Source organism: Pseudomonas shirazica (assembly GCF_015168335.1).
GTDB lineage: Bacteria > Pseudomonadota > Gammaproteobacteria > Pseudomonadales > Pseudomonadaceae > Aquipseudomonas > Aquipseudomonas asiatica.
Genome location: NZ_CP063456.1, coordinates 1,447,312 through 1,473,713, shown reverse-complemented (window position 1 = coordinate 1,473,713; position 26,402 = coordinate 1,447,312). Strand labels below are relative to the sequence as shown.

The 26,402-nt window shown below is 58.9% G+C and carries 18 protein-coding genes and 2 pseudogenes; 3 read left to right on the top strand and 17 right to left on the bottom strand.

Annotated elements, in window-relative coordinates:
- Positions 1–156 precede the first annotated feature (156 nt).
- On the top strand, positions 157–2,028 hold the full coding sequence (mobH, locus tag IMX18_RS06670; protein WP_003821130.1) for a MobH family relaxase: 1,872 nt from the start codon (positions 157–159) through the stop codon (positions 2,026–2,028).
- Positions 2,029–2,078: 50 nt separating this feature from the next.
- Here the strand turns inward: mobH and kdsA are convergent, their stop codons facing one another.
- The 3 genes from kdsA to copM all read right to left on the bottom strand — a co-directional run bounded on the left by kdsA (position 2,079) and on the right by copM (position 4,095).
- Entirely contained in the window at positions 2,079–2,951 is an 873-nt protein-coding gene (gene kdsA / locus IMX18_RS06665) for a 3-deoxy-8-phosphooctulonate synthase (RefSeq protein WP_003821131.1), read from the bottom strand.
- Between the two features lie 174 nt (positions 2,952–3,125).
- Complete coding sequence (locus tag IMX18_RS06660; RefSeq protein ID WP_003821132.1) at positions 3,126–3,383, bottom strand: glutaredoxin family protein; 258 nt, start codon at positions 3,381–3,383, stop codon at positions 3,126–3,128.
- A gap of 10 nt (positions 3,384–3,393) precedes the next feature.
- Positions 3,394–4,095, bottom strand: coding sequence for a CopM family metallochaperone (copM, locus tag IMX18_RS06655; RefSeq protein ID WP_003821133.1), 702 nt, complete (start codon positions 4,093–4,095; stop codon positions 3,394–3,396).
- Positions 4,096–4,275: 180 nt separating this feature from the next.
- On the opposite strand from copM, the gene IMX18_RS06650 reads away from it, so the two are divergent.
- Positions 4,276–4,686 carry a hypothetical protein gene (locus IMX18_RS06650; protein WP_012614065.1) on the top strand — a complete coding sequence of 137 codons (411 nt, stop codon included), beginning with the start codon at positions 4,276–4,278 and terminating at the stop codon, positions 4,684–4,686.
- Positions 4,687–4,841: 155 nt separating this feature from the next.
- Here the strand turns inward: IMX18_RS06650 and IMX18_RS06645 are convergent, their stop codons facing one another.
- The 3 genes and pseudogenes from IMX18_RS06645 to IMX18_RS06635 form a co-directional block, all read right to left on the bottom strand.
- A complete protein-coding gene (locus IMX18_RS06645) occupies positions 4,842–5,537 on the bottom strand; it encodes a FadR/GntR family transcriptional regulator (protein WP_003821135.1) in 696 nt (231 codons plus the stop codon).
- Between the two features lie 104 nt (positions 5,538–5,641).
- Positions 5,642–7,375: pseudogene (locus IMX18_RS06640) on the bottom strand (efflux RND transporter permease subunit); the annotation flags it as partial.
- Positions 7,372–8,604: an efflux RND transporter periplasmic adaptor subunit gene (locus IMX18_RS06635; protein WP_121314803.1), complete on the bottom strand. Its 1,233-nt coding sequence runs from the start codon at positions 8,602–8,604 to the stop codon at positions 7,372–7,374. The pseudogene IMX18_RS06640 and the gene IMX18_RS06635, both read right to left, overlap by 4 nt.
- A 119-nt stretch (positions 8,605–8,723) precedes the next feature.
- Here IMX18_RS06635 and IMX18_RS06630 point away from each other — a divergent pair.
- Positions 8,724–9,753 (top strand): IS630 family transposase gene (locus tag IMX18_RS06630; protein WP_161789755.1). Its coding sequence is split into 2 segments (ribosomal slippage): positions 8,724–9,178 and positions 9,177–9,753, totalling 1,032 coding nucleotides; the frame shifts between segments, so codons are not numbered across the junction.
- A 230-nt stretch (positions 9,754–9,983) separates the two neighbouring features.
- Here the strand turns inward: IMX18_RS06630 and IMX18_RS06625 are convergent.
- From IMX18_RS06625 to IMX18_RS06580, 11 genes and pseudogenes are all read right to left on the bottom strand, one after another.
- On the bottom strand, positions 9,984–13,295 hold the full coding sequence (locus IMX18_RS06625) for a molybdopterin-dependent oxidoreductase (RefSeq protein WP_233454300.1): 3,312 nt from the start codon (positions 13,293–13,295) through the stop codon (positions 9,984–9,986).
- Positions 13,296–13,322: 27 nt separating this feature from the next.
- Positions 13,323–13,424: pseudogene (locus IMX18_RS28365) on the bottom strand (hypothetical protein); the annotation flags it as partial.
- Positions 13,425–13,438: 14 nt separating this feature from the next.
- A complete protein-coding gene (locus IMX18_RS06620; RefSeq protein ID WP_049285238.1) occupies positions 13,439–14,569 on the bottom strand; it encodes an MFS transporter in 1,131 nt (376 codons plus the stop codon).
- Between the two features lie 79 nt (positions 14,570–14,648).
- A complete protein-coding gene (locus IMX18_RS06615) occupies positions 14,649–15,035 on the bottom strand; it encodes a MerR family transcriptional regulator (RefSeq protein ID WP_015912830.1) in 387 nt (128 codons plus the stop codon).
- 49 nt (positions 15,036–15,084) lie between these two features.
- Entirely contained in the window at positions 15,085–16,590 is a 1,506-nt protein-coding gene (locus IMX18_RS06610) for an efflux transporter outer membrane subunit (RefSeq protein ID WP_003821143.1), read from the bottom strand.
- Positions 16,591–16,610: 20 nt separating this feature from the next.
- On the bottom strand, positions 16,611–19,787 hold the full coding sequence (locus IMX18_RS06605) for an efflux RND transporter permease subunit (RefSeq protein ID WP_012614062.1): 3,177 nt from the start codon (positions 19,785–19,787) through the stop codon (positions 16,611–16,613).
- Positions 19,784–21,091 carry an efflux RND transporter periplasmic adaptor subunit gene (locus tag IMX18_RS06600; protein ID WP_003821145.1) on the bottom strand — a complete coding sequence of 436 codons (1,308 nt, stop codon included), beginning with the start codon at positions 21,089–21,091 and terminating at the stop codon, positions 19,784–19,786. The genes IMX18_RS06605 and IMX18_RS06600 overlap by 4 nt, the downstream gene beginning before the upstream one ends.
- Before the next feature lie 111 nt (positions 21,092–21,202).
- The gene (locus IMX18_RS06595) at positions 21,203–23,917 is read right to left on the bottom strand and encodes a heavy metal translocating P-type ATPase (RefSeq protein WP_012614060.1); all 2,715 of its coding nucleotides are present in this window, start codon (positions 23,915–23,917) and stop codon (positions 21,203–21,205) included.
- A gap of 166 nt (positions 23,918–24,083) precedes the next feature.
- Positions 24,084–24,653 carry a DUF4148 domain-containing protein gene (locus IMX18_RS06590; RefSeq protein ID WP_034018378.1) on the bottom strand — a complete coding sequence of 190 codons (570 nt, stop codon included), beginning with the start codon at positions 24,651–24,653 and terminating at the stop codon, positions 24,084–24,086.
- Positions 24,654–24,882: 229 nt separating this feature from the next.
- Positions 24,883–25,260 carry an ArsR/SmtB family transcription factor gene (locus IMX18_RS06585; protein ID WP_003821152.1) on the bottom strand — a complete coding sequence of 126 codons (378 nt, stop codon included), beginning with the start codon at positions 25,258–25,260 and terminating at the stop codon, positions 24,883–24,885.
- Between the two features lie 43 nt (positions 25,261–25,303).
- A complete protein-coding gene (locus IMX18_RS06580) occupies positions 25,304–26,326 on the bottom strand; it encodes a cation diffusion facilitator family transporter (RefSeq protein ID WP_003821153.1) in 1,023 nt (340 codons plus the stop codon).
- Positions 26,327–26,402: the final 76 nt, after the last annotated feature.

Below are 26,402 nucleotides of genomic sequence, written 5' to 3'. Positions count from 1 at the left end.
TCCGCATTGACGCTGGAGCCGCAGCCCAGGCCCCGCTATACCGAAACGGTTAAAGGCCAAAGGGTCGAAACGGCAAGGGAATGGGGTGCAAGGGGAAAGGCCCTACCTTGAAAAGGCCAAAAGGCCTCCCGCCCGGCCCGCCATCAGGACACCGACATGCTCTCCCTGTTCCAGCGAAAACGGCCCCCGGTCGCTGCCGCGCCGTCGCCAGCACCCGCCACCGACCTCCCGAAAGGGTTGATGCGGCCGGAGTCGGCCGCATCGTTGCTCGCCACCCCGCGCCGGCAGAAGCTGCTGGAACACATCTGGCAGCGCACCTCGCTTTCGCGCAAGCAGTTCGCCTCCCTGTACCGCGCGCCGCTGGAGCGCTACGCCGAGCTGGTCCAGGCCTTCCCGGCTTCCGAAGCGCATCACCATGCCTACCCGGGCGGCATGCTCGACCATGGCCTCGAAATCGTCGCCTACAGCCTAAAGCTGCGGCAGTCCCATCTGCTGCCCATCGGGGCCAGCCCCGAAGACCAGGCGGCGCAGGCCGAAGCCTGGACTGCGGCCGTCGCCTATGCCGCACTGCTCCATGACATCGGCAAGGTGGCCGTCGATCTGCACGTCGAGCTGGCCGACGGCAGCACCTGGCACCCATGGCACGGCCCGCTGCGCCAACCGTACCGCTTCCGCTACCGCGACGACCGCGAGTACCGGCTTCATAGCGCCGCGACAGGCTTGCTGTACCAGCAATTGCTCAATCGCGATCTGCTGGACTGGCTCAGTGGCTATCCATCCTTGTGGGCGCCGCTGCTCTACGTCTTGGCTGGGCAGTACGAGCACGCCGGGGTTCTGGGCGAGCTTGTCGTGCAGGCCGACCGCGCCTCCGTCGCCCAGGAGCTGGGCGGCGATCCCGCGCGCGCCATGGCCGCGCCCAAGCACTCGCTCCAACGCAAGCTGGTCAACGGGCTGCGCTACCTGCTCAAGGAAGAGCTGAAACTGAACCAGCCGGAGGCCTCCGATGGCTGGCTCACCGAGGACGCGCTGTGGCTGGTGAGCAAGACAGTCTCGGACAAGCTGCGCGCGCACCTGCTGTCCCAGGGGGTCGATGGCATCCCCGCGAACAACACGGCCGTGTTCAACGTGCTACAGGATCATGCCATGTTGCAGCCCACCGCCTCCGGCAAGGCCATCTGGCGCGCAACTATTACCAGTGAGAGTGGCTGGTCCCATGCCTTCACGCTCCTGCGCCTGGCCCCGGCGCTGATCTGGGAGCCCTCGGAGCGACCCAGCCCATTTGCGGGAACCGTGACCGTGGACAACGCCGGCGAGGCCGAGGACGGGCCGCGCCCGTCCGCACCCGACGCTGCATTGCTACCTGGAGCAGCGGTGGCAACGGAGAAGGAGCCCGCAGCAAGCAGCCGTCCAGATCAGTCGGGCGGAAGTCACGCCATACCTCCCAGCACGCAGCGCAATCCGGCCGACCCACTGGAAAGCATGCTGGCGATGTTCGAGACAACGCCTGAGCCGGAGCAGTCCGTCGAAGCCCCGCCAGAGGGTGCCGACGATGCAGCGGTGCCGCTCGACCCTCCCGCATCGGCCCCAGGTCCTTCGGCGCCGACCGCCGCGCCTGCGCCGCACGATTTCGCCTCATTTACCGGGCGGCCATCGGGCGAGCATTTCATGGCCTGGCTGAAACAGGCCGTCCAGACCCGCAAGCTCATCATCAATGACGCCAAGGCCCTGGTACATACCGTGTCCGACACGGTTTACCTGATCAGCCCTGGTGTTTTCCAGCGCTACGCACAAGAGCATCCAACCATTGGGCCGCTTGCGAAGGACGCGGCCCTGCAGGACTGGCAGTGGGTGCAGAAGCGCTTTGAAAAACTCGGACTCCACAGGAAACAGCCATCGGGTCTGAACATCAGGACGTGCGAGGTCATGGGACCGCGCAAAACGCGCCAGGTGCATGGCTATTTGCTCGAAGACCCATCGCACATATTCGATGCCGTTCCACCGAACAATCCTTATCTGTCGCTCAAATAGCCGACTAAGAGGGGAAGTGCCACACGTTCTGTTTGAACGGGTGGCAAGCTTCAGTCGATCCGAAGAGGCTCGAACGACTTGACGAGTTGGTCCACCGCCTTGACCTGCCGCAGCAGCGGTTCGAGCGTGTCCAGTGGCAGAGCGCTGGGTCCGTCACAACGTGCATGCGCCGGGTCGGCGTGTGCTTCGAGGAACAAACCGCCAATGCCGACCGCCATGCCGGCCCGCGCGAGTTCGGGCAACTGTTGGCGACGCCCACCCGAAGCCAACGCATCCGCTTCTCGCCGCTGCAGGCTATGGGTTACGTCGAACACCAGTGGCAGGCCACTGCTGGCAACGCTCATTTCGCGGAAGCCCAACATGTCCACGACGAGATTGTCGTAGCCGAACTGCGTGCCACGCTCGCACAGCAGGACGCGCGGGTTGCCAGCCTCGTGCAGTTTGTGGACGACATGCCTGATCTGGCCCGGGCTGAGGAACTGCGGCTTCTTGACATTCACTACCCGACCGGTGCGGGCAATGGCGGCCACCAGATCGGTCTGCCGGGCCAGGAAGGCCGGAACTTGCAGTACGTCGGCAACGGCAGCGACCTGCATGGCCTGCTCAACCTCATGCACGTCGGTCAAGACTGGGCATCCGAACCGCGACTTGACCGCATCGAGGACCCGCAGCCCTTCCTCCAGGCCGACACCTCGGAAAGAATGGATCGACGAGCGATTGGCCTTGTCGAACGACGCCTTGAAAACGAAGGGTATCCCCAGCTTGCGCGTCACCTCCGCGAAGTGCTCAGCCGCAGCCAGGGTCGTATCGAGATCCTCGATGACGTTGATGCCGCCGAACAGCACGAACGGCAGGTCGTTGGCGACTGTGATGCCCTCGGAAATGGCGACGTGCAGGGAGGTGGCTGATGATGTCGATCGCATAAAAATTCCTCTCGTGATGTCAACGACCGCAGGCGAAAGCGCCGAGCGTCGTCGGCGAAGAATGCCTCACGGTCTTGAGCTTTGCGTGCAGACGCGTCCACAACAGCGCTTACAGGGTCCGACCGGGGTCCGCACCGGCGACTCCGCCCGTGACCACGGTCTTCCTTCAGCGGCTCACTGAAGACCGAGCGCCTTCATCAGCCTCGGCTTCTGGCTCGCGAAGGTGCCATAGAAGACCTCGTCGCCGACGATCGTGATCGGGGCCACGCGCACGCCGGTTCGTGACTTGGCCTCCGCGGAAATCTTCGGGTCGGTCAGGTCGCGCTCTTCAAACGCGATGCCCTGCTGGGACAACCACTCCTTTAGTGCCCGGCAGTCCGGGCAAGTTGGAGTGCTATAGATGAGGATGCGCGGGGTGTTGGCTTGGTTCATGGTCGTGCCTTCACTTGCCCCGAGCGACAAGCCAACTCTTCATCATGGCGATCTCGCCTTCCTGCGCGGAGATGACCTCCTGAGCCAACTTGCGGACCTCCGGGTTCTTGCCGTACTGCAGCGCCACCTTGGCCATGTCGATCGCACCCTGGTGGTGCGGGATCATGCCGCGCATGAAGTCCACATCGGCGTCGCCGCTGAAGTCGATCATCATGTCCGCATGCATGCGGTCGTTGCCGGCACGGTAGGCGGCCGTCGAGGCATCGCCCGAGCTGCCGGCCGCCGCCTGCTGGCCGTTGTCGCCCAGCCACTTGTTCATCATGGCGATCTCGCCTTCCTGCACGGTGATGACCTCCTGGGCCAGCTTGTGAACCTCCGGGTCCTTGCCGTACTGCAGCGCCACCTTGGCCATGTCGATCGCGCCCTGGTGGTGCGGGATCATGCCACGCATGAAATCGACGTCGGCGTTGCCAGTGAACTGCGCTCCCATCCCGGCGTGCATCTGGTCGTTCACGGCGCGATACGCGGTCGTGGAAGGACTGTCATTGGCCGAGGCGCTGGAGGGCATCGCGTGCCCTTGGTGACCTCCGCCCGCACTGGCCTGCATCGCTTCACCCGACGGGACGACCACCTTCTTCTGGACGGCCATCAGGCCGGCGGCGACCACGACGGCGCCCGCAATGAACAAGAGGCTGAACTTGTTGACCTTCATGAAAAAACTCCTTGAATGAGGTTGATGGGTTCACTGTAGGGCCTCCCATTGTTGGAAGGTCAAGCCCTTATTTCGCCCGTCACTTGGCGCTGCACGGCGGTGTGCCCATGCCCATTTCAGTTGCAAGTAATTCTCAACAAAGGTAGGATGTTAGGACGTTAATAGCGAGAGTCCAGGATCATGTCCCAGCAACCGAAAGTTCACGACACCAGCGATTTCCCCATCGTCCGCTTCGACGGCGCAAGCATCTACAACGGATACAGCAGCGCCTGGTGCGCGGAAATGGATGAACTCGTCGCCTGCGGAAAGCCCTTCGTGCTTATCTACGTCGCGGGAGGGCCAGAAGAGACTCTCGACGATCGCGCTCAGCGCGGCGTCTGGCTGAAGACTCACAAGGAGACGCTTGGCGGCACATTGCTCGCGCTCATCCACGTCGAACCGGATTCGGATAAGCGAGCCCAGTTGGAGGCCATGCTGCCAAAGCTCGTCCAGGCTTTCGGTACACCGCAGTCCACCCGGGCCACCCACGCCGATGCCGAGGCGCTGGCCCGGTATGTCCTGGCGGGTGGTCGCGTCGAAGATTCGATATGAACAGCACCGTCCGGTCGCTGTAGCGCACCAAGGGCCTATCCATGAGGACCGGCTACCGCGTGCTCTCCGGGAAACAACCCGCGTTCCGATCAACGGGGCCGGCGACCGGCTGCTCGATGGAAAGCGGCATTGCCAGCGCGGGAGTCGCGCTCGGATCAACCCGATTTCTCAAGTGCCGCAATCAGCGGAGCGACCACGTTCCGCACAGCCGCCGCAGCTGCTTCTCCATCCTGGCGCTCGATAGCATCCACGATCGCCTCATGGGTCGCGAGACCCGGCTCGGGCAGTTCCTTGTCCTTCAGCGCAGTCAGCGTGTTCATGCGGACCGAGTTCGCGAAGTAGCGGTACAGCTCAGCCAGCGCGCCGTTGCCGCACATCCCGGCGATCGCGCAGTGGAAAGCCGTATCGGCCTCGGCAAAGGCCGCGCTCGATGCGTGTTGCTCCTGCTCGCCGCGGGCCTTCAACAGTCGGCGCAGCAGCCCAACGTCCGCCTTGGACCGATGCACCGCGGCCAACCTGGCCGCCTCGGTTTCCAGCATGCAGCGCAACGCGAAGTGCTCTCGCAAGCCGGAACGCCCGACACGGCGCATGACCTCGGCCGGATCGATATTGGTTCGCACGTAGGTGCCATCACCCTGGCGGACTTCCAGGACCTGGCCGTGCGAGAGCACGCGAATGGCTTCCCGCACCGTGTTGCGGCCAACCTCCAGCATCTCGGCCAGTTCCTGCTCCCTGGGGATGCGCTCGCCGACCTTCCAGGCGCCTCCCTCGATCTGGCCGCGGATCAGCTCAATCGTCGAATCGACGAGCGAACGCCGCGGCGCCTGTGGGAGTGTGAAGCGGTTATTCATCGCGGTTCTCAAATGACGTAGAGACGGGAGCCCATCGGACCTCGATTGTAGCAACTCAGGCCTTATACATAGGATGATTCTATGTATTTGACAAAAGAGCAATATTTATCCTGAGCAGGCACAAAACCACCAGGAACCTGTTTGAAGCCCAGGAAGGTCAGTGCCAGAAAACCAGCATACAGAATGAGTACAATTGTACTTCCGCGAACGATACGTCGAATCGTCCCAACATAGGAATTCGACAGGCTATCAAAGAAACGGTTAAAACGACGGAAAAAAGATCCGAAAAAACGATCCATTACACGAGTCAACAAATCTTGCTTCTCTATACCTTGATGTGGTTTCAGTAGTACGGAAGCTAATGCCGGAGACAATGTTAAGGAGTTGATAGCCGATAAAATCGTTGAGATAGCAATCGTCAATGCAAATTGACGATAGAATTCGCCCTGAAGCCCCGAGAGGAATGCTGATGGAATAAACACAGCTGCCAGTACTGAGGTAATAGCCAGAATTGGCCCCGTTACCTCGTCCATTGCTTTTCTTGCGGCGTCTTTTGGTGAGAGTCCTTTTGCAATATGGCGCTCAACGTTCTCAACCACAACGATTGCATCATCAACAACAATACCAATTGAAAGAACCAGACCAAATAAAGATAGCGTATTGAGTGAGAACCCAAATACATCCATTAATGCAAACGTACCCACTAATGAAATAGGCACTGCGATCAATGGGATGATTGATGCTCTCCATGTTTGCAAAAATAGCATCACGACCAGCACAACTAATATTGTGGCCTCTAATAAAGTCGTCGTGACAGATTTCAGGGAAGCACTAACAAACACGGTCGGATCATAAGCGATACTGTACTGAATACCTTCCGGAAACCTTACTTTCAGGCGTTCCATTGTTGACCTTACCGATGCAGACACCTCAAGTGCATTGGCGCCCGGGGTCATAACAATCTGCATACCCACTGCATTTTTATTATTTAGTAAACTCCTCATGGAGTAGTTATCTGAACCGAGTTCAAGACGAGCCACATCACGCAAGCGCGTAATTTGTCCGTCATCTCCGGTTTTAATAACTATATCGCCGAACTGTTCCTCAGTAGTTAGGCGCCCTAAGGCATTCACAGTGACCTGGAATGATGACGATGCATTAGGTTGCTGTCCGACAGAGCCAGCCGCTACCTGAACGTTTTGTTCTTTAATCGCAGCAGTGACATCACTTGATGTTAACCCTCTGGAAGCCACTTTATTAGGATCTAACCATACTCGCATGGCATATTCCCCTTCACCTCCCAGCGCTATGCTTGCGACACCTGGTAAGCGTGAAAGCTCATCACGTACGTTTAACATTGCATAGTTAGAAACATAAAGTGGATCATAACGCTCATCAGGAGAGAACAAATGCACCACCATAAGAATATCCGGCGAGGTTTTTTCAGTCACAACCCCTATTTGCTGGACTTCCGTTGGTAGCCGAGGCAAAGCCCGTGATACCCGATTCTGAACCTGAATTTGCGCAATATCGGGGTCAGTTCCCTGTCTGAAAGAGATGGTTAAAATCATTCGGCCGTCAGAAGCAGTTTGAGAACTCATGTAAAGCATGCCTTCAACCCCATTGATGGCTTGCTCAAGCGGGGCGGCAACAGTATCTGCTATTACATTGGGGTTTGCTCCGGGGTAGCTTGCCGTTACCTGAACGGTTGGCGGTGTTACGGACGGATATTCACTGAGAGGAAGTTGAAAAAACGCTAAAGAACCCGCTATCAGCATAAAAACTGATAAGACAATTGCAAATATGGGGCGCTGGATGAAGAAATGAGGAAATTTCATTTACTACCTCCCTCATTTTTGCCATTCGATTTTTTAGATGCACCTTCAGGCTGCCTCTCAGGTACGCTCAACAGCGTTTGCATCGATACGATGTCTGGCGTAACGGCCATCCCCGGTCGTACGAGCCCTTTTATGATAATTTTTTCCCCGGCCTTCAGACCGTCGCTGATAACACGTAATCCATCGACCATTGGCCCCAACACTATCGGGCGATACTGCGCCTTATTATTGGCATCAACAACAAGGACATACTTATTGCCCTGATCTGTGCCTACGGCTTGATCGTTTACCAAAATTACTTTTTGCTCACTACCAGTGCCTAACTGAACTCTGGCAAATGCTCCAGGAGTAAGAAGACCATCAGCATTCGGGATAATAGCCCGGACACGAACAGTGCCGGTATTACGATCAATTTGGTTGCCAACAAAATCAAGCGCCCCCCCGTGCGGATACCCCTTCTCATTTGCCAGACCTATATGTACGGGTAATTTTTCGTTGCTACGTCCGACAACATCAGGCCGAGCCTTACTGACAGTATTGAGATATGTCGCTTCATCAATATCAAAATAAACATATAAAGGGTCGGACGAAACGATTGTTGTCAATAGAGTCGCGCCCCCCCCCTGGCTGCTGCTAACCAAGTTACCTTCAGTTACTAAAATCCGATCGATACGGCCATCAATTGGCGCAGTCACACGCGAGTATGACAAATCCAGCTTTGCTGCTTCGACTGCAGCCTTCGATACCTGAACCTGTGCAACGCGGGCATTTTTCTCAGAAGATGCATCATCATAGTCTTTACGCGAAACAGCACCTCCGTTTACCAGACGGCTAATACGCTCGTAATTGCGGCTTGCCTGGAACGCCTGAGCTTCTGCCTGTCGTAATTGCGCTTGTGCACTATCAAGCACAACCTGGTAGGGCCGCGGATCGATTTGAAATAACATCTGTCCTTTCTGAACCAGACTTCCCTCCGGCACCGTAACAGATTCGATTGCCCCTCCTACCCTGGGGCGTAGCTCCACTGTTTTAATAGCCGCTAAAGAACCGGTAAATTCAGCAGAAGGTATAATATTCCGTGATACGGCAACAGCCACGGGTACCTGTGGACCTGCAGGCGCATTTGCAGTTTTTTTTTGCGTTTCGCTTGCATCATCATTTGCAAGTACCACTTCTGTATTGGCTGTCACTGCAACTGCCATCAGCAATATCCCAACTTTCATTTTCATCATAACGATCCTTTCATTCACCAAAACTCTTCGGCCAGTCCGAAGTTGGCGTCTGTAGTAATACCAATTGTCTTAAAAGTTTGATCTAATAGTGGTATTCATATTCGAGTGATTTTGATATGCATACAGCCGACGACTTTAAACAATTAGCAAAGCAAACCTCCAACGGGCAACTGCGAACCCGCTATCTAGCTTTGTATCATTTCAAGAATGGGGAAACACGAACCCAGATAGCAACTTACCTTGGGGTTGCCAGAGGCAGTGTTAATACCTGGGTATCCAACTATCTGGCGCACGGACTTGAAGGTCTGCAATCCAAACCTAGTCCGGGTAGACCCTGTCAGCTCTCCGTCTCCCAGCGAGAACAGATCGCACATTTTATCAAAGAAAATGCGGTTAAAAAGGAGGGGGGGCGTTTGATTGCACAGGATGTACGACAATACATTAGCGACACCTTCCAAATCGATTATCAGTTGCGAAACGTATACCGCATCATGGATGCGCTCGGTTTCAGTTGGATAACCAGTCGCTCTAAACACCCTAAACAATCACAACAAACCCAGGACACTTTTAAAAAATTTCCTGCTGGAAACGATCCTTCACACTCCCGGTCATCTTCCTCTGGATCGCGTTGACGTCTGGTTTCAAGACGAAGCACGATTCGGTCAGCAAAATCAGACGTCCAGAATATGGGCAGCCAAGGGCAGCAGGCCAAGAGTAGTAAAGCAACAGCAATTCGATTATGGCTATGTCTTTGGGGCGGTGTGTCCGAGCAATGGTAATACTCAGGCGCTTATCAGCCCTCTTGTGAATAAAGAGGTGATGAAGCAGCATCTGAAATTAATAAGTGAAGCGACAGAGCCTGGGCGTCATGCCGTTGTTGTAATGGATGGCGCGGGCTGGCATACGATCGATACGGCCAGCCCATTTACCAATGTCAGTCTGTTAAAACTCCCACCTTATTCTCCGGAGCTGAACCCGATGGAGCAAGTATGGCAATGGTTACGGCAACGTTGCTTATCAAACCGCGTATTTCGAGGTTACGAAGAAATAGTGGAACAGGTCTCTCGCGCTTGGAATACATTCATTGCGGATGTTGAACGAGTCAAAAATCTCTGTTGGAGAGAGTGGATAAAGTTGGTCAATTAATTAATGCAATTGGTATAATTTCTTACAGGCTAAAGCTTGTAGTAACTGGAAGGTCAAGGGGGAGGATGATAAAAACTTAGAAAGATCGCACTGATAAAATTGATTAAATCGGCTATTGAGGTGAATTCGTACAAAAAATTGAAAATTGTTTAAAACATAATGTTATTCATAGAAAAAATCAGGCCACTGAAATGGCCTGATGTAAAGGATGCTAATAGCTAGTACTTACCTCAAGCATCAATCGTGATATCACCGGCAGGAATGCACTGACATGTCAAACATGCCCCCTCATCAGAGGGCTCCACACCATTCAGATGCTGTACGTTCCCTGCAATCACCCTAGTTGAACAGCTTTCACATTGTCCAACACGACAACCACTAGGCATTTGAATCCCAAGCTTTTCCCCAAAATTAAGTAGAGTACCTTTATCCGTGGTCCAAATCTCTGTTCTTCCTGATTTTGCAAAAATGACTTTATGACGTAATGAGGGATCATTATTTATTTTTGCTGGAGAACGAAATATCTCGTAGAAAATAGCAAATGCAGGTACACCTCTCTCCTGAAGCCCTCGCGATATCGCATCCATCATAGGCTGCGGACCACACATGTAATAACGAGCATTATTCTCAATAAGATATGCCTCGACATCTCCCGCACCAACGTAACCAGCTCTATCATAATCCAATCCTGGAATATCACAGTCGAGGGGCTGATTGTAGATATTAATTACTTTAAGCCTGTCAATAGACGCATTTAGCTCCGCAATTCTTTTCTTAAACGCATGTAGCCTACTATTTTGATTAGCATAGAAAAGCCAGATCTCCGGACCTTCCGCTTGGGGGTTAATAGACTCCAGATAGGAAATGAATGGAGTAATTCCAATACCGCCAGCAAAGATTACGACAGGCTGGACGGCATTGAGCGGGACAATGAAATTCCCCCCAGGAGGGGTAAGTTCAACATCCTTGCCTATCTGCAAATGCGTGTTTATGTAGGATGACATTATTCCTTCAACATACTCACCTTTCTCATCAGTCGCTTTCTGATGACGGACAGAAATGGAATAGGTTTTACGGTCATGAACAAACGCAGGGCCTGTCAGCGAATACGCCCGGGTAACGATCTCTTCAGAATCGCTCATCGGACAACAGCTAACAGTGATATGCTGGCCCGGTTCATAATCAGGTAAGTAGCCTTCACTGTTCGATTGGAAGGTAATTGTCGTAACATTATCTGCTTCTTTTTTCAGTTCAATGACTTTGAATGTTTTACGACCTTCCCAGGGGCGCCTTATCAGCTCAAAATCATTCAAGCGGCGAATGCGGCAGCGGAATGAACGCAAAGGTAAAGCACCGCTGACTGGATCATAGCTATCACCGCTGATTAAACTATTGTAATTGCTACTGTACTCACCTTTAACCGGGTATGAAGGTTTGCCAAAATCAGGACAAGCCTGCCACCACCCAAACTCAGCAATTACAGTTTCATGAGAGAGTTTGGCTTCCACTTTTGCTCTAAATCGAGCAAGACCTGCTCTCGTTTCAATTTCTACCCAATCCCCCGTCTTGATACCTTCTTCGTCAGCCAGAGTTGCCGAAATGTCTACCGTTGGATAAGGTGCTTTTTTTCGTAGGCTAGTCAGGCTTCGATGTTGGCTATGACAGAAGAATCCGCTTTTAACGGATGTCAGCATTAATGGATAATCAGGATCGTTGCGCTGGTATTCTTGCGGCTGTACATACTCAGGTAAAGGATTGTAACCATAGTGATGAAGGATCTCAGAGTAAAACTCTGCACGTTTTGTTTCTGTATTGAAACCTGCCAGATATCCACTATTTGGGTCTCTGAAAGCATATTTTCTGACTTTATGCTCAAGCGGGATATCGTAACCTTCTGGCTTATTTCTGAGCATCTCAACAGTCAAACCTAATGGTTCTAGTTGATAATTCCAGGCTGCCTCAATATTGCCGTCGAAGAACGCTTCATTCATTCCTAACCGGCATGCAAGATCGAAAACAATCTCAAGGTCGGAACGGCTTTCACCGCGCGGAGAGACCATTTTTTTTCTCAACTGAATGTGGTCCTGAGCAGCAGCACTACTTTCAAACCCGGTTCTTAGGCCTTCGCGCTCCCAGGCAGTGTTAACTGGCAGAAGGATATCAGCATACTTTGATGTAGGCGTTTCAAACAAATCTACATGGGCATAAAACTCAAGCGCCTCAAGCGCCTGTTGTCCGAGAGAAGTATCACTTTGTGAAAGTAATATGTTGGCACCAAAGCCAATTAACCCGCGAATTTTATAGGGTGTACCTTCTAATACTGAATGCCAGATATCCTGAGAATGAACCCAACCTTGTGAAGGCGGCCCGATAGGCCTTTCTTCAAGGCCTAATGCTTTATCCCATTGTGATTTAGGCATCAATGTCGGTGAATTAACCACATTTACCGGGTGGCTGGCATAGATTCGATTACATCCTTCCTGATCGAAACAACCGGTTAAAGCATACAGTGTCGCAATCGCACGTTCTGTTTGGGTGGCATTAGTGTGTTGAGCCACTCCAGACCAACTGTGGTAGGCGATTTTCTTGGCCCCGGCAATCAAACTCGCAGCGGCTTCAATTGACGCAACAGATACCCCGGTGATACGGCTTACGTTTTCTGGGTCATAATTAGCCAACATATCTTTAAAAGATGAAAACGCCGTTTGGCAGGAAATTTTTGCACCATCAGCTATTGCGACTTCAACATTGCCCTCAAGTGCAGCTGTAGGCATCAGCGTTTCTTCAGTTCGAGTCTCGGAATCGATAAATGTGACTTGCTGGTTGTGTTCGTCCCAAACTGTATAGCGATTACTGATGGCAAGTGGGTTAATATCTTTTTCCCGAAGAAAATAACCATTATCATTTCGAACCAACAAAGGACCATTAGTCCAGTTTCGAACAAACTCATGATTAAACAGGTTTCGTTCTACCAGGAGATGGCTTAACCCCAAAGCTAATGCACCGTCAGTTCCAGGATTGACATCAAGCCAGGCATTTGCTTCTTTCGCTAAGGGTGTCGGGCGAGGATCCACGACAATCAGTTTTGCGCCGTTATTTCGACCAGTACCAATCGCACTAGCCTGGGCAAGCCAAGTATTCGCGGGGTTATGCCCCCAAAGAAGAATAAGATCGGCATGGGAATAATCAGCAACAGGAATGCCGCAGCCAAAGGTCCATCGATGTGCAACGTCTTTATGCCAGTTACATATCTCAGTTCCATAGCTGGTATTTGGGCTGCCATAGATACGAACAAATCGCTCTAACCATTCAATTGCATCACTGAGGGGGGTACCGCTTGGGCTCGTAAAGCCGAAAGCGACAGATTCAGCTCCATCCTCTCGTTTAAATTTTTCCAGTTGTCCGGCTATCGTTGACATAGCCTCTTCCCAACTTATACGTTGCCAGCCCGGATCCTCTGCACCTTTAGGATGAGTTCTCTTCATCGGGTACAGAATTCTATTTGCGCTGTCCACCAGCTCAGGTGCCGCTTTCCCCTTCATACACATGGCCTTACCATTAGGGTGTTCAGGGTTAGCCCGTACCTTGATCAGGTGGTCATTTGCTACTTCACTCAGCGTCCCACACCGCGAACGGCAAAGTGTGCAATATCCGGGAATAATATCTGACATTGGAAACCTCACTACTAAAAACAGTTAATATTCTTTAAAATTGCCGACGGCCTGTGCTTCGTTGCGCGCGACATGCGATTTTCCACCACGGCCGCCGTGGCGGCGAAGACGAAGAAGTCGTTCATGCCCTGCGCCTTGCCCCGCTCGGCCGGGGTGTGGCAGTCGGTGACCATCGCCGTGGCGCCGATGAAACTCAAATTCCAGCCGATGCCCAACAGCGCCAGCGAGCCCCAGAAGTGGGACAGGCCGAGCCCGCCCAGGGCCACCACCCCGGAGGCGGCGAGCAGCACCATGCCGACGGCGGTCACGCGCTCCTTGCCGTAGCGCACCATCAGTCGCCCGGTGAAGAAGCTCGGCCCGAACATCGCCAGCAGGTGCCACTGTATTCCTAGGGCGGCGTTGTCCACCGAATGCCCGTGGTTGACCATCGCCACCGGCGCGGCCGTCATCACGAACGCCATCACCCCATAGGACACCACGCCCGCAGCCACGGCCAGCAGATAGCGCGGCATCGCCAAGAGCTGCAGCACCGTCCGACCGCTATCGGCGACTGCTTCGGCCTGGGTCTGGCTCGGCGTGCGCAGCATCAGCAGGATCGGCAAGGCGATCAGCGGCAGCAGCGCCTGGCTGAGGAAGCTGCCAACGTAGGGCGTGCCCGCTACCGCATCGCGCGTGAAGATCACCAACTGCGGCCCGATGATGGCGCCCGCGAGACCGCCCACCATGACCCAGGAAATGGCCTTGGCCTTAAGCGCGTCCTCGGCGGTGTCGGCGGCTGCGAAGCGGTAGCTCTGCACATACGCGCCGTAGAAGCCCGCCAGGAAGGTGCCGGCGCAGAAGATCCAGAACGAGGCCAGCATGATGCCCAACGCGGCGATCAGGCCCGAGGCCACGCCGAAGCCGACCCCCACCACGTATCCGTTGCGGCGGCCATGGTGCCGCATGATGAAGGCGGCAGGCAAGGTGCCGATGGCAAGACCCAGGCCGAACAGACTCACGGGCAAGGTGATCCAGGCCGAATTCTTGGCAAGCTGCTGGCCGACCAGCCCACCCAGCGACATCACGATGGGCGCGCTGGCGCCGCCGAGCGCCTGCGCGGCGGTGAGAACGCCGATGTTTCGGCGCGTGATGCTCTGGTCGGTCATGGGCGTCTTTCTTATTCGTTTGTCTGGCCGGAAATATTACACGCATGAATATATATTCAGTTATATGGACATGCGATGCTCACGAACCATCGCGAGCCGGTCCATCCTCGGAAGCCCCGGCGGAAGCAGCACCGTGCAGGGCCAATGCGAGCAGGTGCTCTTTCACCTGGATCAGTTGCTCCATGCGTTCCTCAACACAGGCGAGATGGCCTTGGACAGCCTGCCTTAGCAGCTCAGGTTCCAGGAACCCCTCATGTGCCCAACCCAGTAGGCGGCGCACGTCATCCAGGCCGATTCCCGAGGCACGGTAGTTGCGAATCAGGTGAAGCCGTTCGACATGGGCCGGGCCATAGCGCCGATAGTTGTTGCGTGACCGCTCCGGGGCTTGCAACAGGCCCTCCCGCTCGTAGAACCGAATGTTCTCCGGGGGGGTGCCCGTCAAGCGCGCAAGTTCACCGATCCTCATCCGGTTCTCCGTGCGCAACGATGGGGAACGCCGCCGTTGCGCATAGCCCTTATCCCGGCGACCGGGCGGATGGTTGCCCGGTGGCGCCCGATTGCACCGTGTGCTCAGTCCAGCCGCCACCCAGCGCCTTGTAGAGGTGGATGAGGTTGTTCAGCCGCGTCAGGCGCGTGCGCACCAGGGTCTGCTGCGCACCGTACTGTGTGCGTTGCGCATCGAGCAAGGTGAGGTTGTCGTCCACGCCTTCCTGGAAGCGTTGCTCGGCTAGTTGGTAGGCTTTCTGGCTAGCCGCTACCAGGAGCTGCTCCGAGCGGATCTGCTCATCAAGCGTGCGCTTGCCCGCCAAGCCGTCAGCCACCTCAGCAAAGGCCGCCTGGATAGACTTCTCGTAGTTGGCGATTTCGATCCTCTTTTGTACCTGTGCCACGTCCAGATTGGCTCGCAACGCGCCGCCGCGGAAGATGGGCAGCGTGATCTGCGGCAGGAAGCTCCAGGCCCGCGAGCCCGAATCGAACAGGCCGTCCAGCGAAGCGCTGGCCGTGCCCGCCGAGCCCGTGAGGCTAATCGTCGGGAAGAACGCGGCCCGCGCCGCGCCGATGTTGGCGTTGGCGCCGATCAGCATCTGCTCGGCGGCGCGGATGTCCGGCCGACGCGCGAGCAGTTCGGACGGCAGGCCGCTCGGCAGGTCGGTCGGCACGATGTCGTCCGGCAGCGCCACGGCCTCGTCAAGCTGCCGGGACAGCTCCGGCGTCAGCGGCTGGCCCAGCAGCAGCACCAGCGCGTTGCGGTCCTTGGCCGCCTGCCGCGTGTAGGCGGCGCGGTTGGCCTCGGCGGTGCGCAGCGCGATCTCCGCGCGGCGCAGGTCGAGCTGCGTGGAATTTCCCGCTTCCACCAGTTGGGTGGTCAGGTCATAGGAGCGCTTCTGTGTGGCGAGGGTGTCGCTCGTCAGGCGCAGCAGTTCCTGGTCGGCGCGCAGCGTGAGGTAGGCGCTGGCCACCTCGGACACCAGGCTCATCTGCGTGGCGATGCGGGTCTCGTCGAGGGCCAGGTAGGACGCCAGCGCCCGGTCGTTGAGGCTGCGGATGCGGCCCCACAGGTCCAGCTCCCAGGCGGCCGTCACCCCGGCCACGTCGTAGCGCCGGAGCACGTCGCTTTGCCCCGTGGTACTGAGGTCGGCCGGTACGCGCTCTGACGCGCCGCGGGCGGAAACGCCCAGGTTCGGCAGCATCTCGGCACGCTGGATACGGTACAGCGCCTGAGCCGCCTCCACGTTGAGCGCGGCTTTGTGCATGTCGCGGTTGTTCTCCAGCGAAATGCCGATCAACTGCTGCAGCAGCGGGTCGCGGAAGAAGTCCCGCCAACCGATCTCGGCCGTGATCGCGTCGTCGGGCGTCGCGGCCGCCAGTTCCACATAGGCCGCGCCCGAGGGATAGGCCGTGTCGATCGGCGCTGCGGGCCGGTCATACTTCGGTGCCATGGAGCAGCCAGCCAGCGCCGCCGCGAGGGCGAGCGGCGCCAGCGTCCTGGCGGGTCGTGTGAATGCGAAAGATGTTTTCATGTCGTATGTCCTCCTGGCCGTCATGCGTGCTGGTCGGTCATGCCGCCACGGGCATGGCGCGCTTCGCGGCGCAGCGCCAGCTTGCGCACCACAACGTAGAACACCGGCGTCAGCACCAGGCCGAATACCGTCACGCCCAGCATGCCGGCGAACACCGCGATGCCCATGGCGTGGCGCATCTCGGCGCCCGCACCGCTGGCCAGCACCAGCGGCACCACGCCAGCGATGAAGGCGAACGACGTCATCAAGATCGGGCGCAGCCGCAAGCGCGCGGCTTCGAGCACGGCTGCCAGCGGATCGGCCCCTTCGCTTTCCTTCGCGCGGGCGAACTCCACGATCAGGATCGCGTTCTTGGCAGCCAGGCCGACCAGCACCACGAAACCGATCTGCGTGAAGATGTTGTTGTCGCCCCCAGAGAGCCAGACGCCGGCGATCGCCGAGAGCAGCGCCATGGGTGCAATCAGCAGCACAGCGAACGGCAGCGACCAACTGTTGTACTGGGCCGCCAGGAACAGGAAGGCGAGCAGCACCGCCAGCGCGAAGATGTAGATCGCCGTGTTGCCAACCCGTTTTTCCTGGAAAGTCAGGTCCGTCCATTCGTAGGTCATACCGTCCGGCAGCGATTCGCTCACGATCTTCTCAATCGCGGCGGTGGCCTGGCCGGACGAGTAGCCCGGCGCTGGCCCGCCGCTGATGTCGGCCGAGGGAAAGCCGTTGTAATGCATCACCCGGTCGGGGCCGGAACTGCGCTCGATGGTCGCGATCGCGCTCAGCGGGATCATGTCGCCCGCTGCATTGCGCACCTTGAGCATGCCTATGTCCTCAGCCTGCATGCGGAACTGCGCATCGGCCTGGGCCATGACCCGGTAGGTGCGACCGAAGCGGTTGAAGTCGTTGACGTAGAGCGAGCCAAGGTTGACCTGCAGGGTGTCGAACACCTCGGTCAGCGATACGCCCTGCGACTTGGCCTTCACCCGGTCGATGTCCACCTGCAACTGCGGCGCATTGGTCTGGAAGCTGGCGAGCATGTTCGCCAGCTCGGGCGCCTGCATGGCCTTGCCCATGATCTGGCCCTGTGCCTGCGCAAGCGCCTCGGGACCCAGGCCCGCCCGGTCCTCGATCTGCAGCTTGAAGCCGCCCATCGAACCCAGGCCCGGCACCGGCGGCGGCGGGAAGATGCCAACGAAGCCGTCCGGGATCTGGCTGAACTTGCCCATGAGCTTGCCCTGGATGGCGAAGGCCGACAGCGACGGGTCCTTGCGCTCATCGAAGGGCTTGAGCATGGCGAACATCAGCGCGGTGTTCGGCTGGTTCACCGGTCCATTGACCGACAGGCCCGGGAAGGCCACCACGCTCTCGACGCCCGGCTCAGCCAGTGCGATCTTGGTCATCTCCTTGACGACCGCCTCGGTGCGATCCAGCGAGGCGCCGGTCGGAAGCTGGGCGATGCCCACGAGATAGTACTTGTCCTGGGCCGGCACGAAGCCCGCAGGCACCTTGTGGAAGCCCAGCCAGGTCAGGCCCAGGAAGCCGACGTAGAGCAGCAGCACGATGGCGCTGCCGCGCACCGCGCGGCGCACGCCCCCGACGTAGGAATTCGAGGCGCGATCGAAGAAGCGGTTGAAGCGGCGGAAGAAGCCGCCGAACACGCCGTCGATGATGCGCGTGAGACGATCGGGCTTGGCCGCGCCGTGGTGCGGCTTGAGCAGGATGGCGGCCAGCGCTGGCGACAGCGTAAGCGAGTTGATCGCCGACAGGATGGTCGAGAACGCGATGGTCAGCGCGAACTGGCGATAGAACTCGCCCTGCAGCCCCGACAGGAACGCCGAGGGGATGAAGACCGCTGCCAGCACCGAGGTGATGGCCAGGATCGGGCCAGTCACTTCATCCATCGCCTTGCGCGCCGCATCCTTGGGCGATTCGCCCAGCGCCATGTGGCGCTCCACGTTCTCCACCACCACGATGGCGTCATCCACCACGATGCCGATGGAGAGCACGAGGCCAAACAGCGACAGCGTGTTCAGCGAGAAGCCGAACATGTGCATCACCGCGAACGTGCCGACCAGCGAGACCGGCACGGCGATCAGTGGAATGATCGACGCGCGCCAAGATTGCAGGAACAGCACCACCACGATCACCACCAGGAGGATGGCCTCCAGCAGCGTGACGGCGACGGACTGGAGCGAGGCGCGCACGAAGACTGTGGGGTCGTAGGCGATCTTGTACTCGATGCCTTCGGGGAACTTGGCCTGCAGCCGCTCCATCGTCGCGCGCACCGCGCTGGACGTGTCCAGGGCATTGGAGCCGGGCGTCATCAGGATTTGCAGGCCGACCGCGTTCTCGCCGTCGAGCTGGCCGCGCATGGTGTAGTTGTCCGAGCCCAGTTCCAGGCGTGCGACGTCGCGCAGGCGGGTCACCTGGCCGTTGGCGCCGGCCTTGATCACGATGTCGCCGAACTGCTCTTCGGTGGTCAGGCGCCCCAGCGCATTGACGCTGACCTGGAAGGCGGCCGACGCATTCGGCTGCTGGCCGATCGAGCCGGCTGCGACCTGCACGTTCTGCTCGCGGATGGCGGCGACCACATCGCTGGCGGTCATGCCCCGCGATGCGACCTTCTCGGGGTCGAGCCAGACGCGCATTGCGTACTCGCCTTCACCGCCGATGATCACGTTGGCGATGCCCGGCAGGCGCGCCAGTTCGTCGCGCACGTTGAGCATCGCGTAGTTGGACACGTACAGCGGGTCGTAGCGGTCCCCCGGCGAGAGCATATGCACCACCATGAGAATATCGGGCGCGGTCTTGTCGGTGACCACGCCGATGCGCTGGACCTCGGGCGGCAACCGGGGCAGCGCGCGTGAGACGCGGTTCTGCACCTGGATCTGCGCGACGTCGGGGTCGATGTGCTGCTCGAACGAGATGGTCAGCACCATCCGCCCGTCCGTGGACATCTGGGACTGCATGTACATCATGCCTTCCACGCCGTTGACCGCCTGCTCCAGCGGCGATGCCACGGTGTCGGCGATCACCTGCGGGTTGGCGCCGGGATAGCTGGCGGTGACCTGCACCGTCGGCGGCGTGACCTGGGGGTACTCGCTCAGGGGGAGCTGGAAATAGCTGATCGCGCCCGCGATCAGCATCAGCACCGACAGGACGATGGCGAAGATCGGCCGGTTGATGAAGAAGCGGGGGAAATTCATTTGCGGGCCTCCGCCGAGCCGGCCGCGCCGTCAGCCTTGGCGGGGTCCGCGCCACCGGCCTTGGCAGGCGCCGCAGCGGGAGCCGGAGCGTTTGCCGCAGCCTTGGTCGCGCCGGTCGCGCCGGCGGCCGGTGCCGCGGGCGCCTGCATGGGCACCATGCGCGGCGTGACCGCCATGCCGGGGCGCACGAGGCCCTTGATGATGATCTTCTCACCGGCCTGCAGGCCGCCGTTGATGACGCGCAGCCCGTCCACCACCGGCCCCAGTTCGATGGGCCGGTACTGGGCCTGGTTGTTCTCGCCCACGACCAGCACGTAGTTGCGCCCTTGGTCGGTGCCCACGGCCTGATCGTCGATCAGGACGGCCTCGCGCGCCGCGCCGGTGGACAGCTTGGCCCGGGCGAACATGCCGGGTGCCATGCGCCCATCCGGGTTGGGCACAACGGCGCGCGCGCGGATCGTGCCGGTGCTTCGGTCAATGGTGTTGCCCACGAAGTCGAGCGCGCCCCTGTGCGGGAAACCCTTGTCCGTGGTCAGCCCGACCTGCACGGGCAGCGAAGCCTTGCTACCGGCGCCCGCAGCGGGCCGCGAGCGGCTGACGACGTTGAGATAGGTGGCCTCATCAATGTCGAAGTACACGTGCAACGGGTCGATGGATACGATCGTGGTCAGCAGCGTGGCCGCGCCGGCGCCGCCACCGCTGACCAAGTTGCCCTCGGTCACGAGCACGCGGTCGACGCGCCCGGCGATGGGCGCAGTGACGCGGGCGTAGGACAGGTCCAGCTGAGCCGCAGCAACGGCGGCCTTAGCCGCCTGCACCTGAGCCTGGCGCGCGTTGCGTGCGGAGGCGGCATCGTCATAGGTCTTGCGCGCGACGGCGCCGGTCGCCACCAGGCGCTCGGCGCGGTCAAAGTCGGCCTGGGCCTGGCTGGCCAGCACCTCGGCCTGACGCAGTTGCGCCACGGCCGTGTCGAGCGCAACCTGGAACGGCCTCGGGTCGATCTGGAACAGCAGTTGGCCCTTGCGCACGAGGCTACCTTCGGGAACGCTCACCGCATCGACGGCGCCGCCGACCCGCGAGCGCAGCTCGACGGTCTTGGGCGCGGCCAGGAAGCCGGTGTACTCGGCCGATGGCGCGACCGTGCGGGTAATGACCTCGGCCACGGGCACCTGCGGCGCCATCGGCGCGCCCGCCGGGGGCGCCGCGGCCTTGCCCTCGTCCTTGGCGTCGCGGGCAGCGATCGCTATCCCCCCGACGGCTGCGATGACGCCTGCCACCACAATGATTCTGATTTTTTTACGCATGGAAGTGACCCTTTCTTGGATGCAGGACTCCGGCCCTTCCGAAGCGCTCTGCAGACATTTGTGTGGAGGCTAGGCGTTACAACGACGGCAAGGTCAAGCCCTCTTGTTGCCTCAGCGGGCAGACGGCACGGACAAGGTGGTGGGACGCCCGGCGTCGTCGCCGTGGTTGGCCTCCGGCGCGCCCTTGAAGCGCAGCAGGCGCAGTGCGTTCAGCGTGACCAGGGCCGTGGCGCCGGTGTCGGCCAGCACGGCAACCCACAAGCCGGTGATACCCAACACGGTGGTGACCAGGAACAAGCCCTTGAGGCCAATGGCGAATACGACGTTTTGGTGAATGTTGGCCATCGTCGCCCGCGACAGGGCCACCAGGTGGGCCACGTCCGTGACGCGGCTCTTGAGCAGCGCGGCATCGGCGGTTTCCAGCGCCACGTCCGTGCCGCCGCCCATGGCGATACCCACGTCGGCGGTCGCCAGGGCCGGCGCGTCGTTGATGCCGTCGCCGACCATCGCCACCTTGGCATCACGCTTCATCTCGTTGACCAAGCGCAGCTTGTCCTGCGGCAGCAGCTCGGCCTCCCACTCGATGCCCAGCTTGCCGGCGATCGCCTGCGCGGTGCGGCGGTTGTCGCCGGTCAGCATGACCGAGCGCACGCCCATGGCGTTGAGCTGGGCCACGCCTTCGCGCGCGTCGCGGCGGGGCTCGTCGCGCAGGGCCAGCAGGCCCAGAACGTTCTTGCTGGCTTCGTCGAACAGGACCACCACGGTCTTGCCGCCATCCTCCAGCTTGTCGATTTCCCTGCGGTGCGCGGCTGTCAGCGTGGCCGTCTGTTCCGCATGGGCGGGCGATCCGACAGCGAGCGCACTGCCGTTCACGGTGGCGCGCACCGCCTTGCCGGCAATGGCCGATGCGCCCGTGGCCTGGGGAATCGCCACGTCCAGGCTCTTGGCATGGGCGACAATGGCCTTCGCCAAGGGATGGTTTGAGCCGGACTCGACAGCGGCGGCAAGCGCAAGGACCTGTTGATGCTTGAACAGCCCGAAGGGCAGGACCTCGGTGATGCGCGGCTTGCCCTCGGTCAGCGTGCCAGTCTTGTCGAAGGCAATGGCGCGCACGCGGCCGATGGTTTCCAACGCGTTGCCACCCTTGATCAGCAGGCCCCGTCGCGTGGCCACCGCAAGGCCCGAGGCGATGGCCGCCGGTGTGGAGAGCACCAGCGCACATGGGCAGGCAATCAACAGCAGTGCGAGGCCGCGGTACAGCCAGGTACCCCAGTCGCCACCCATGGCAAGTGGCGGAACCACCACGATCAACGCCGCGATGGCCATGACGGCAGGGGTGTAGTAGCGGCTGAACTTTTCGATGAAGCGAGCCGTGGGCGCCTTGGAGGACTGCGCCTGCTCCACCAGTTGGATGATGCGAGAAATGGTGTTGTCCGATGCCGTCTTCTCGACTTGTACTTCGAGCACGCCATCGACGTTGATGGAGCCGGCGAACACGTCGGCACCGATAGCCTTTTGACGCGGTACGGACTCGCCGGTGATAGGCGACTCGTCCAGGCTGCTTTCACCGCGGAGGATCTTGCCGTCCGCAGGCACCCGGTCACCAGGGCGCACCAGCACGCGGTCGCTCACGCGCAGGGAAGCGGCGGGCACTTCGCGCTGCCCGCCCGCGGCATCGAGCAGTACCGCCGTCTTAGGCACCAGGGAGGCCAGCGCCTTGATGCCGGCGCGCGCGCGGCCGGCGGCCACGCTTTCCAGCAGCTCGCCGATCGCGAACAGGAACACCACGGCAGCAGCTTCCTCGGCCTCGCCTATCACGAGCGCGCCCAGCGAGGCGACGACCATCAGCGTTTCGATAGAGAACGGCGAGCCTGACACAGCCAGCGCGAAGGCTTTGCGAGCGAACGGCAGCACGCCCGCGATCACCGCAGCGGCGAAGATCCATTCAGCGTAGCCAGGAACGAACTGCGCGATCGCGTAGGCCGAGCCCATCAGGCCGCCCAGGCCCAGCACGTGCTTGCCTTTCTTCGTCTGCCACCAGCGCTGATGGCGCGCCGTCGATGCTGCTGCTGGGGCCGCGGGTGCTGAGCCATCATGGCGGCGCACGTCGGAGACGCCGAAGCCCAGGCTCTTGATGGTCTTCTCGATGTGGCCGAGCTGCGTGGGGCCGCCAGACGCGAGCGTCAATTCCAGCGTTTCTGCGGTGAAGTTTATGCGGGCATCGGACACGCCATCCATGCGAGCGAGCGCCGTTTCGATCTTGCCGACGCAACTGGCGCAGTCCATGCCCTCGACGCGCATGGACACGTTGGGGGGCGTGCTGGGTGCTCCACGGGAGGCAGAGGCCGGCGCATGGTCATGCCCGCTGCAGGCCCCGTGATCGTGACCGTGGTCATGGGCATGGGCATGGCCGTGAGCATGGCCATGCCCATGGTCATCACCGCACGCTTTGCCGTGCGAATGATCGTGCCCGTGGTCGTGGGCATGCCCATGGTCATGGTGGCCGCCGCAGCCGGCGTGGTCATGCGCGTGGGCCGCATGGCACGGTGCAGGTGCTGCGGACATTTCGGACGCGGGCAGTGCCTGCACGTCGAAGCCCAGGGACCGGATTTTCTTGGCAATGTCGCGTGCAGTATTTCGGCTACTTGTGCTGCGCGTCAACGTCAGCGTCTCATTTGTAAAATTAACCTGTACATTTGATACGCCATCAATTCGACCAAGCGCTGTTTCAATCTTGCCGACGCAACTGGCGCAATCCATACCTTCGACCCGAAAGCCCAGTTGTTCGTCCTGCGCTCCTGTGCCGTCCAATGTTTCCAAAGACATATCAATCTCCTGGTTCTCTGAGTAATCGCCGTGGCAGGACGCACAAATCAGCGATCGGAATGTTATGCAAACAAATGAACACTTGTTTGTATGTTTATTCAAAAAAAAGAAAGAATCTCTTTCTGGCTGAACCATCCGACCGCTGCTTTATGCAGCTGCCATTAAGTCATTTTTTGTTGCGCAGCATCTGGTAGGTTTCAAATGCGGTGCGGTAGGCATCACTATAGGTATCAGGCGTCTGCTCACCAGCCCAGAATCCAGCCATTCCCGCAACCTGCCAATCTGCCAAATCACTCTTTACTTGAGCACGAGTCAATGCCACCGGAGCCTTGTAAGCCGCAACCAGCTTGAGCTGGAGATAGCTCTCGTAGGCTTGTTGGTAGGCTTGGGTGTGCGAAGCGGTGGTGATTCCGCGCGAGGTGAACGCGTGCATGCCGGAGATTTTCCACAGTTCCAAATCAGCCATCACTTCAGCACGAGTCTTTCCTGCTGAGGGCGCCTGATACATATCACCTTGGGTCAATTGCAAGTAGCGCTGAAAGGCAGCCTGGTATTGAGGGCTGAACGTATCCGGGCCGCTTTCGCCGCGAGACAACGCTTCCAACCCAGATTGCCTCCAAGCAGCCAGATCCTCCTGGACCTGTTGCCGTGTCATATCTGCGGCGAACGGTTGAGCGTTTACTCCAGCAGCAAAAAGTGCGGAAAGCAGAACAGCAAAGCGAATTTTCTTGGACATGGTCAATACTCCTTGACGTTAAAAATAATGGCGTGGTCCTTACGCCTTTCGGATACCCCGTAGACAAATAATAACACACATGAAGATATGTTCAAGTGTTTATTTTTAGAGTGCTTTTTGCTTGGGGTCTTCTAGGCATTCAGCAAGGCGCGCCGGTGTCTCTCTAGATTAATAGCCAAAAAAAGCCTACCCCTTGAAGGCGTAGGCCGGCGCGCACTCACATGTTCAGTCAATCGTCGTGTCTGTCCTCCGAAATGTGAACCGCCATGTCCTGGAGTACCTGGCTGACGTGCTGGTCGGCAATGCCGTAGAAGATGTGCTTGGCTTGGCGCTCGCCGCGCACGAGGCGCGCGCCGCGCAACAGGCGCAGGTGATGGCTGACCAAGGACTGCGACAGGTCTAGCGAGCCAGCAATGTCGCCCACTGCGACCGATCCGCGCATGCACTGCAACAGGATTTTCAATCGCGATTGGTCGCCCAGCAGGCGGAAGGTCTCTGCCAGAACAGCGACGTCACTTTGCGATAGTGCGAGGACATCAGTGGTCGTGCCGTGGTTAGAGGTCGAACATTGCACAATAGCGGCGCTGGTGGTTTTGCGGGATGTCATGGATTCAAACCCTCAAGTGAACTGCGAACCGTCTAGCACGGCCTCAATGCTTGTGACCGGGAGCGGAGTGGTCATGGTCATGATTGTGCTCACTGTGGTCGTGGCCGCTGTGGTCCTGACGGCCTGTCGTGGGTTGCAGGCTGCAGATGTTCTCGTCAGCCTCCGAGTTCCAGTCGATTCCGACTGTGGCGTGTTCGATGCTGAACTGCTCTCGCAGCACCGCCTCGACGCGCTTGACCACAGCTCGCGCCTCCTCGTCCACGTTGGGTCGAACGTGTAGCGTGGCCATCGTGCGACCGGAAGTGAGTTGCCACACGTGAACATGGCTGACAGCCGCCAGGCCGGGCACAGTGCTCATCAGGCCTTGTTCCACCTTTTCCGGCGAAGCGTCCTCTGGCGCACCCTCCAACAGGATATGGATCGACTTGGCCAGGAGCTTCCAGGCGCTGCGCAGAATCAACGCCGCTACTAGAACCGACAGGATGGGGTCGATCGGAGTCCAGCCGGTGAAGTAGATGACGATCGCTGCAACGATGGCGCCGACAGAGCCGAGCAGGTCACCCATCACGTGGAGGATGGCACCTTTCACATTGACGTGATCGGTTTCGCCGCGGGTCATGATCCACAGCACGAGGACGTTGATCAGTAAGCCGAGCACGGCGACGATCATCATCGGGCCGGCGAGGATGACGGGCGGCGCCTGCAGCCGCTCCCACGCCTCGTAGGCGATCCATGCGACGATCGCGAACAGGGTCACGGCGTTCAGGAAGCCGGCGATGACCTCGAAGCGCAGGTAACCGAATGTGCGTTTGCTGTCGGCTGCGCGGCGACCGAATCGGAAGGCAGCGTAAGCCAGGGCAAGTGCCACGGCGTCGGTCAGCATGTGGCCAGCATCGGCAAGTAGGGCTAGCGAGCCCGACAGCACGCCGCCGACAGCTTCCACGAGCATGAAGCCGAAGATCAGGAAGAAGGAAACCAGAACCTTGCGCTCGTTGGCGCTCGTCACTGTGGGGGTGTGGTCGTGATCATGGTCGTGACCATGGTCATGTGCATTGGATTGGGACATGGGCGCCTCTGCTGGTTGAGTGTTTGACTATGGCGAAATATAACACATGAATATGTGTTCATGTGATATATTTTCG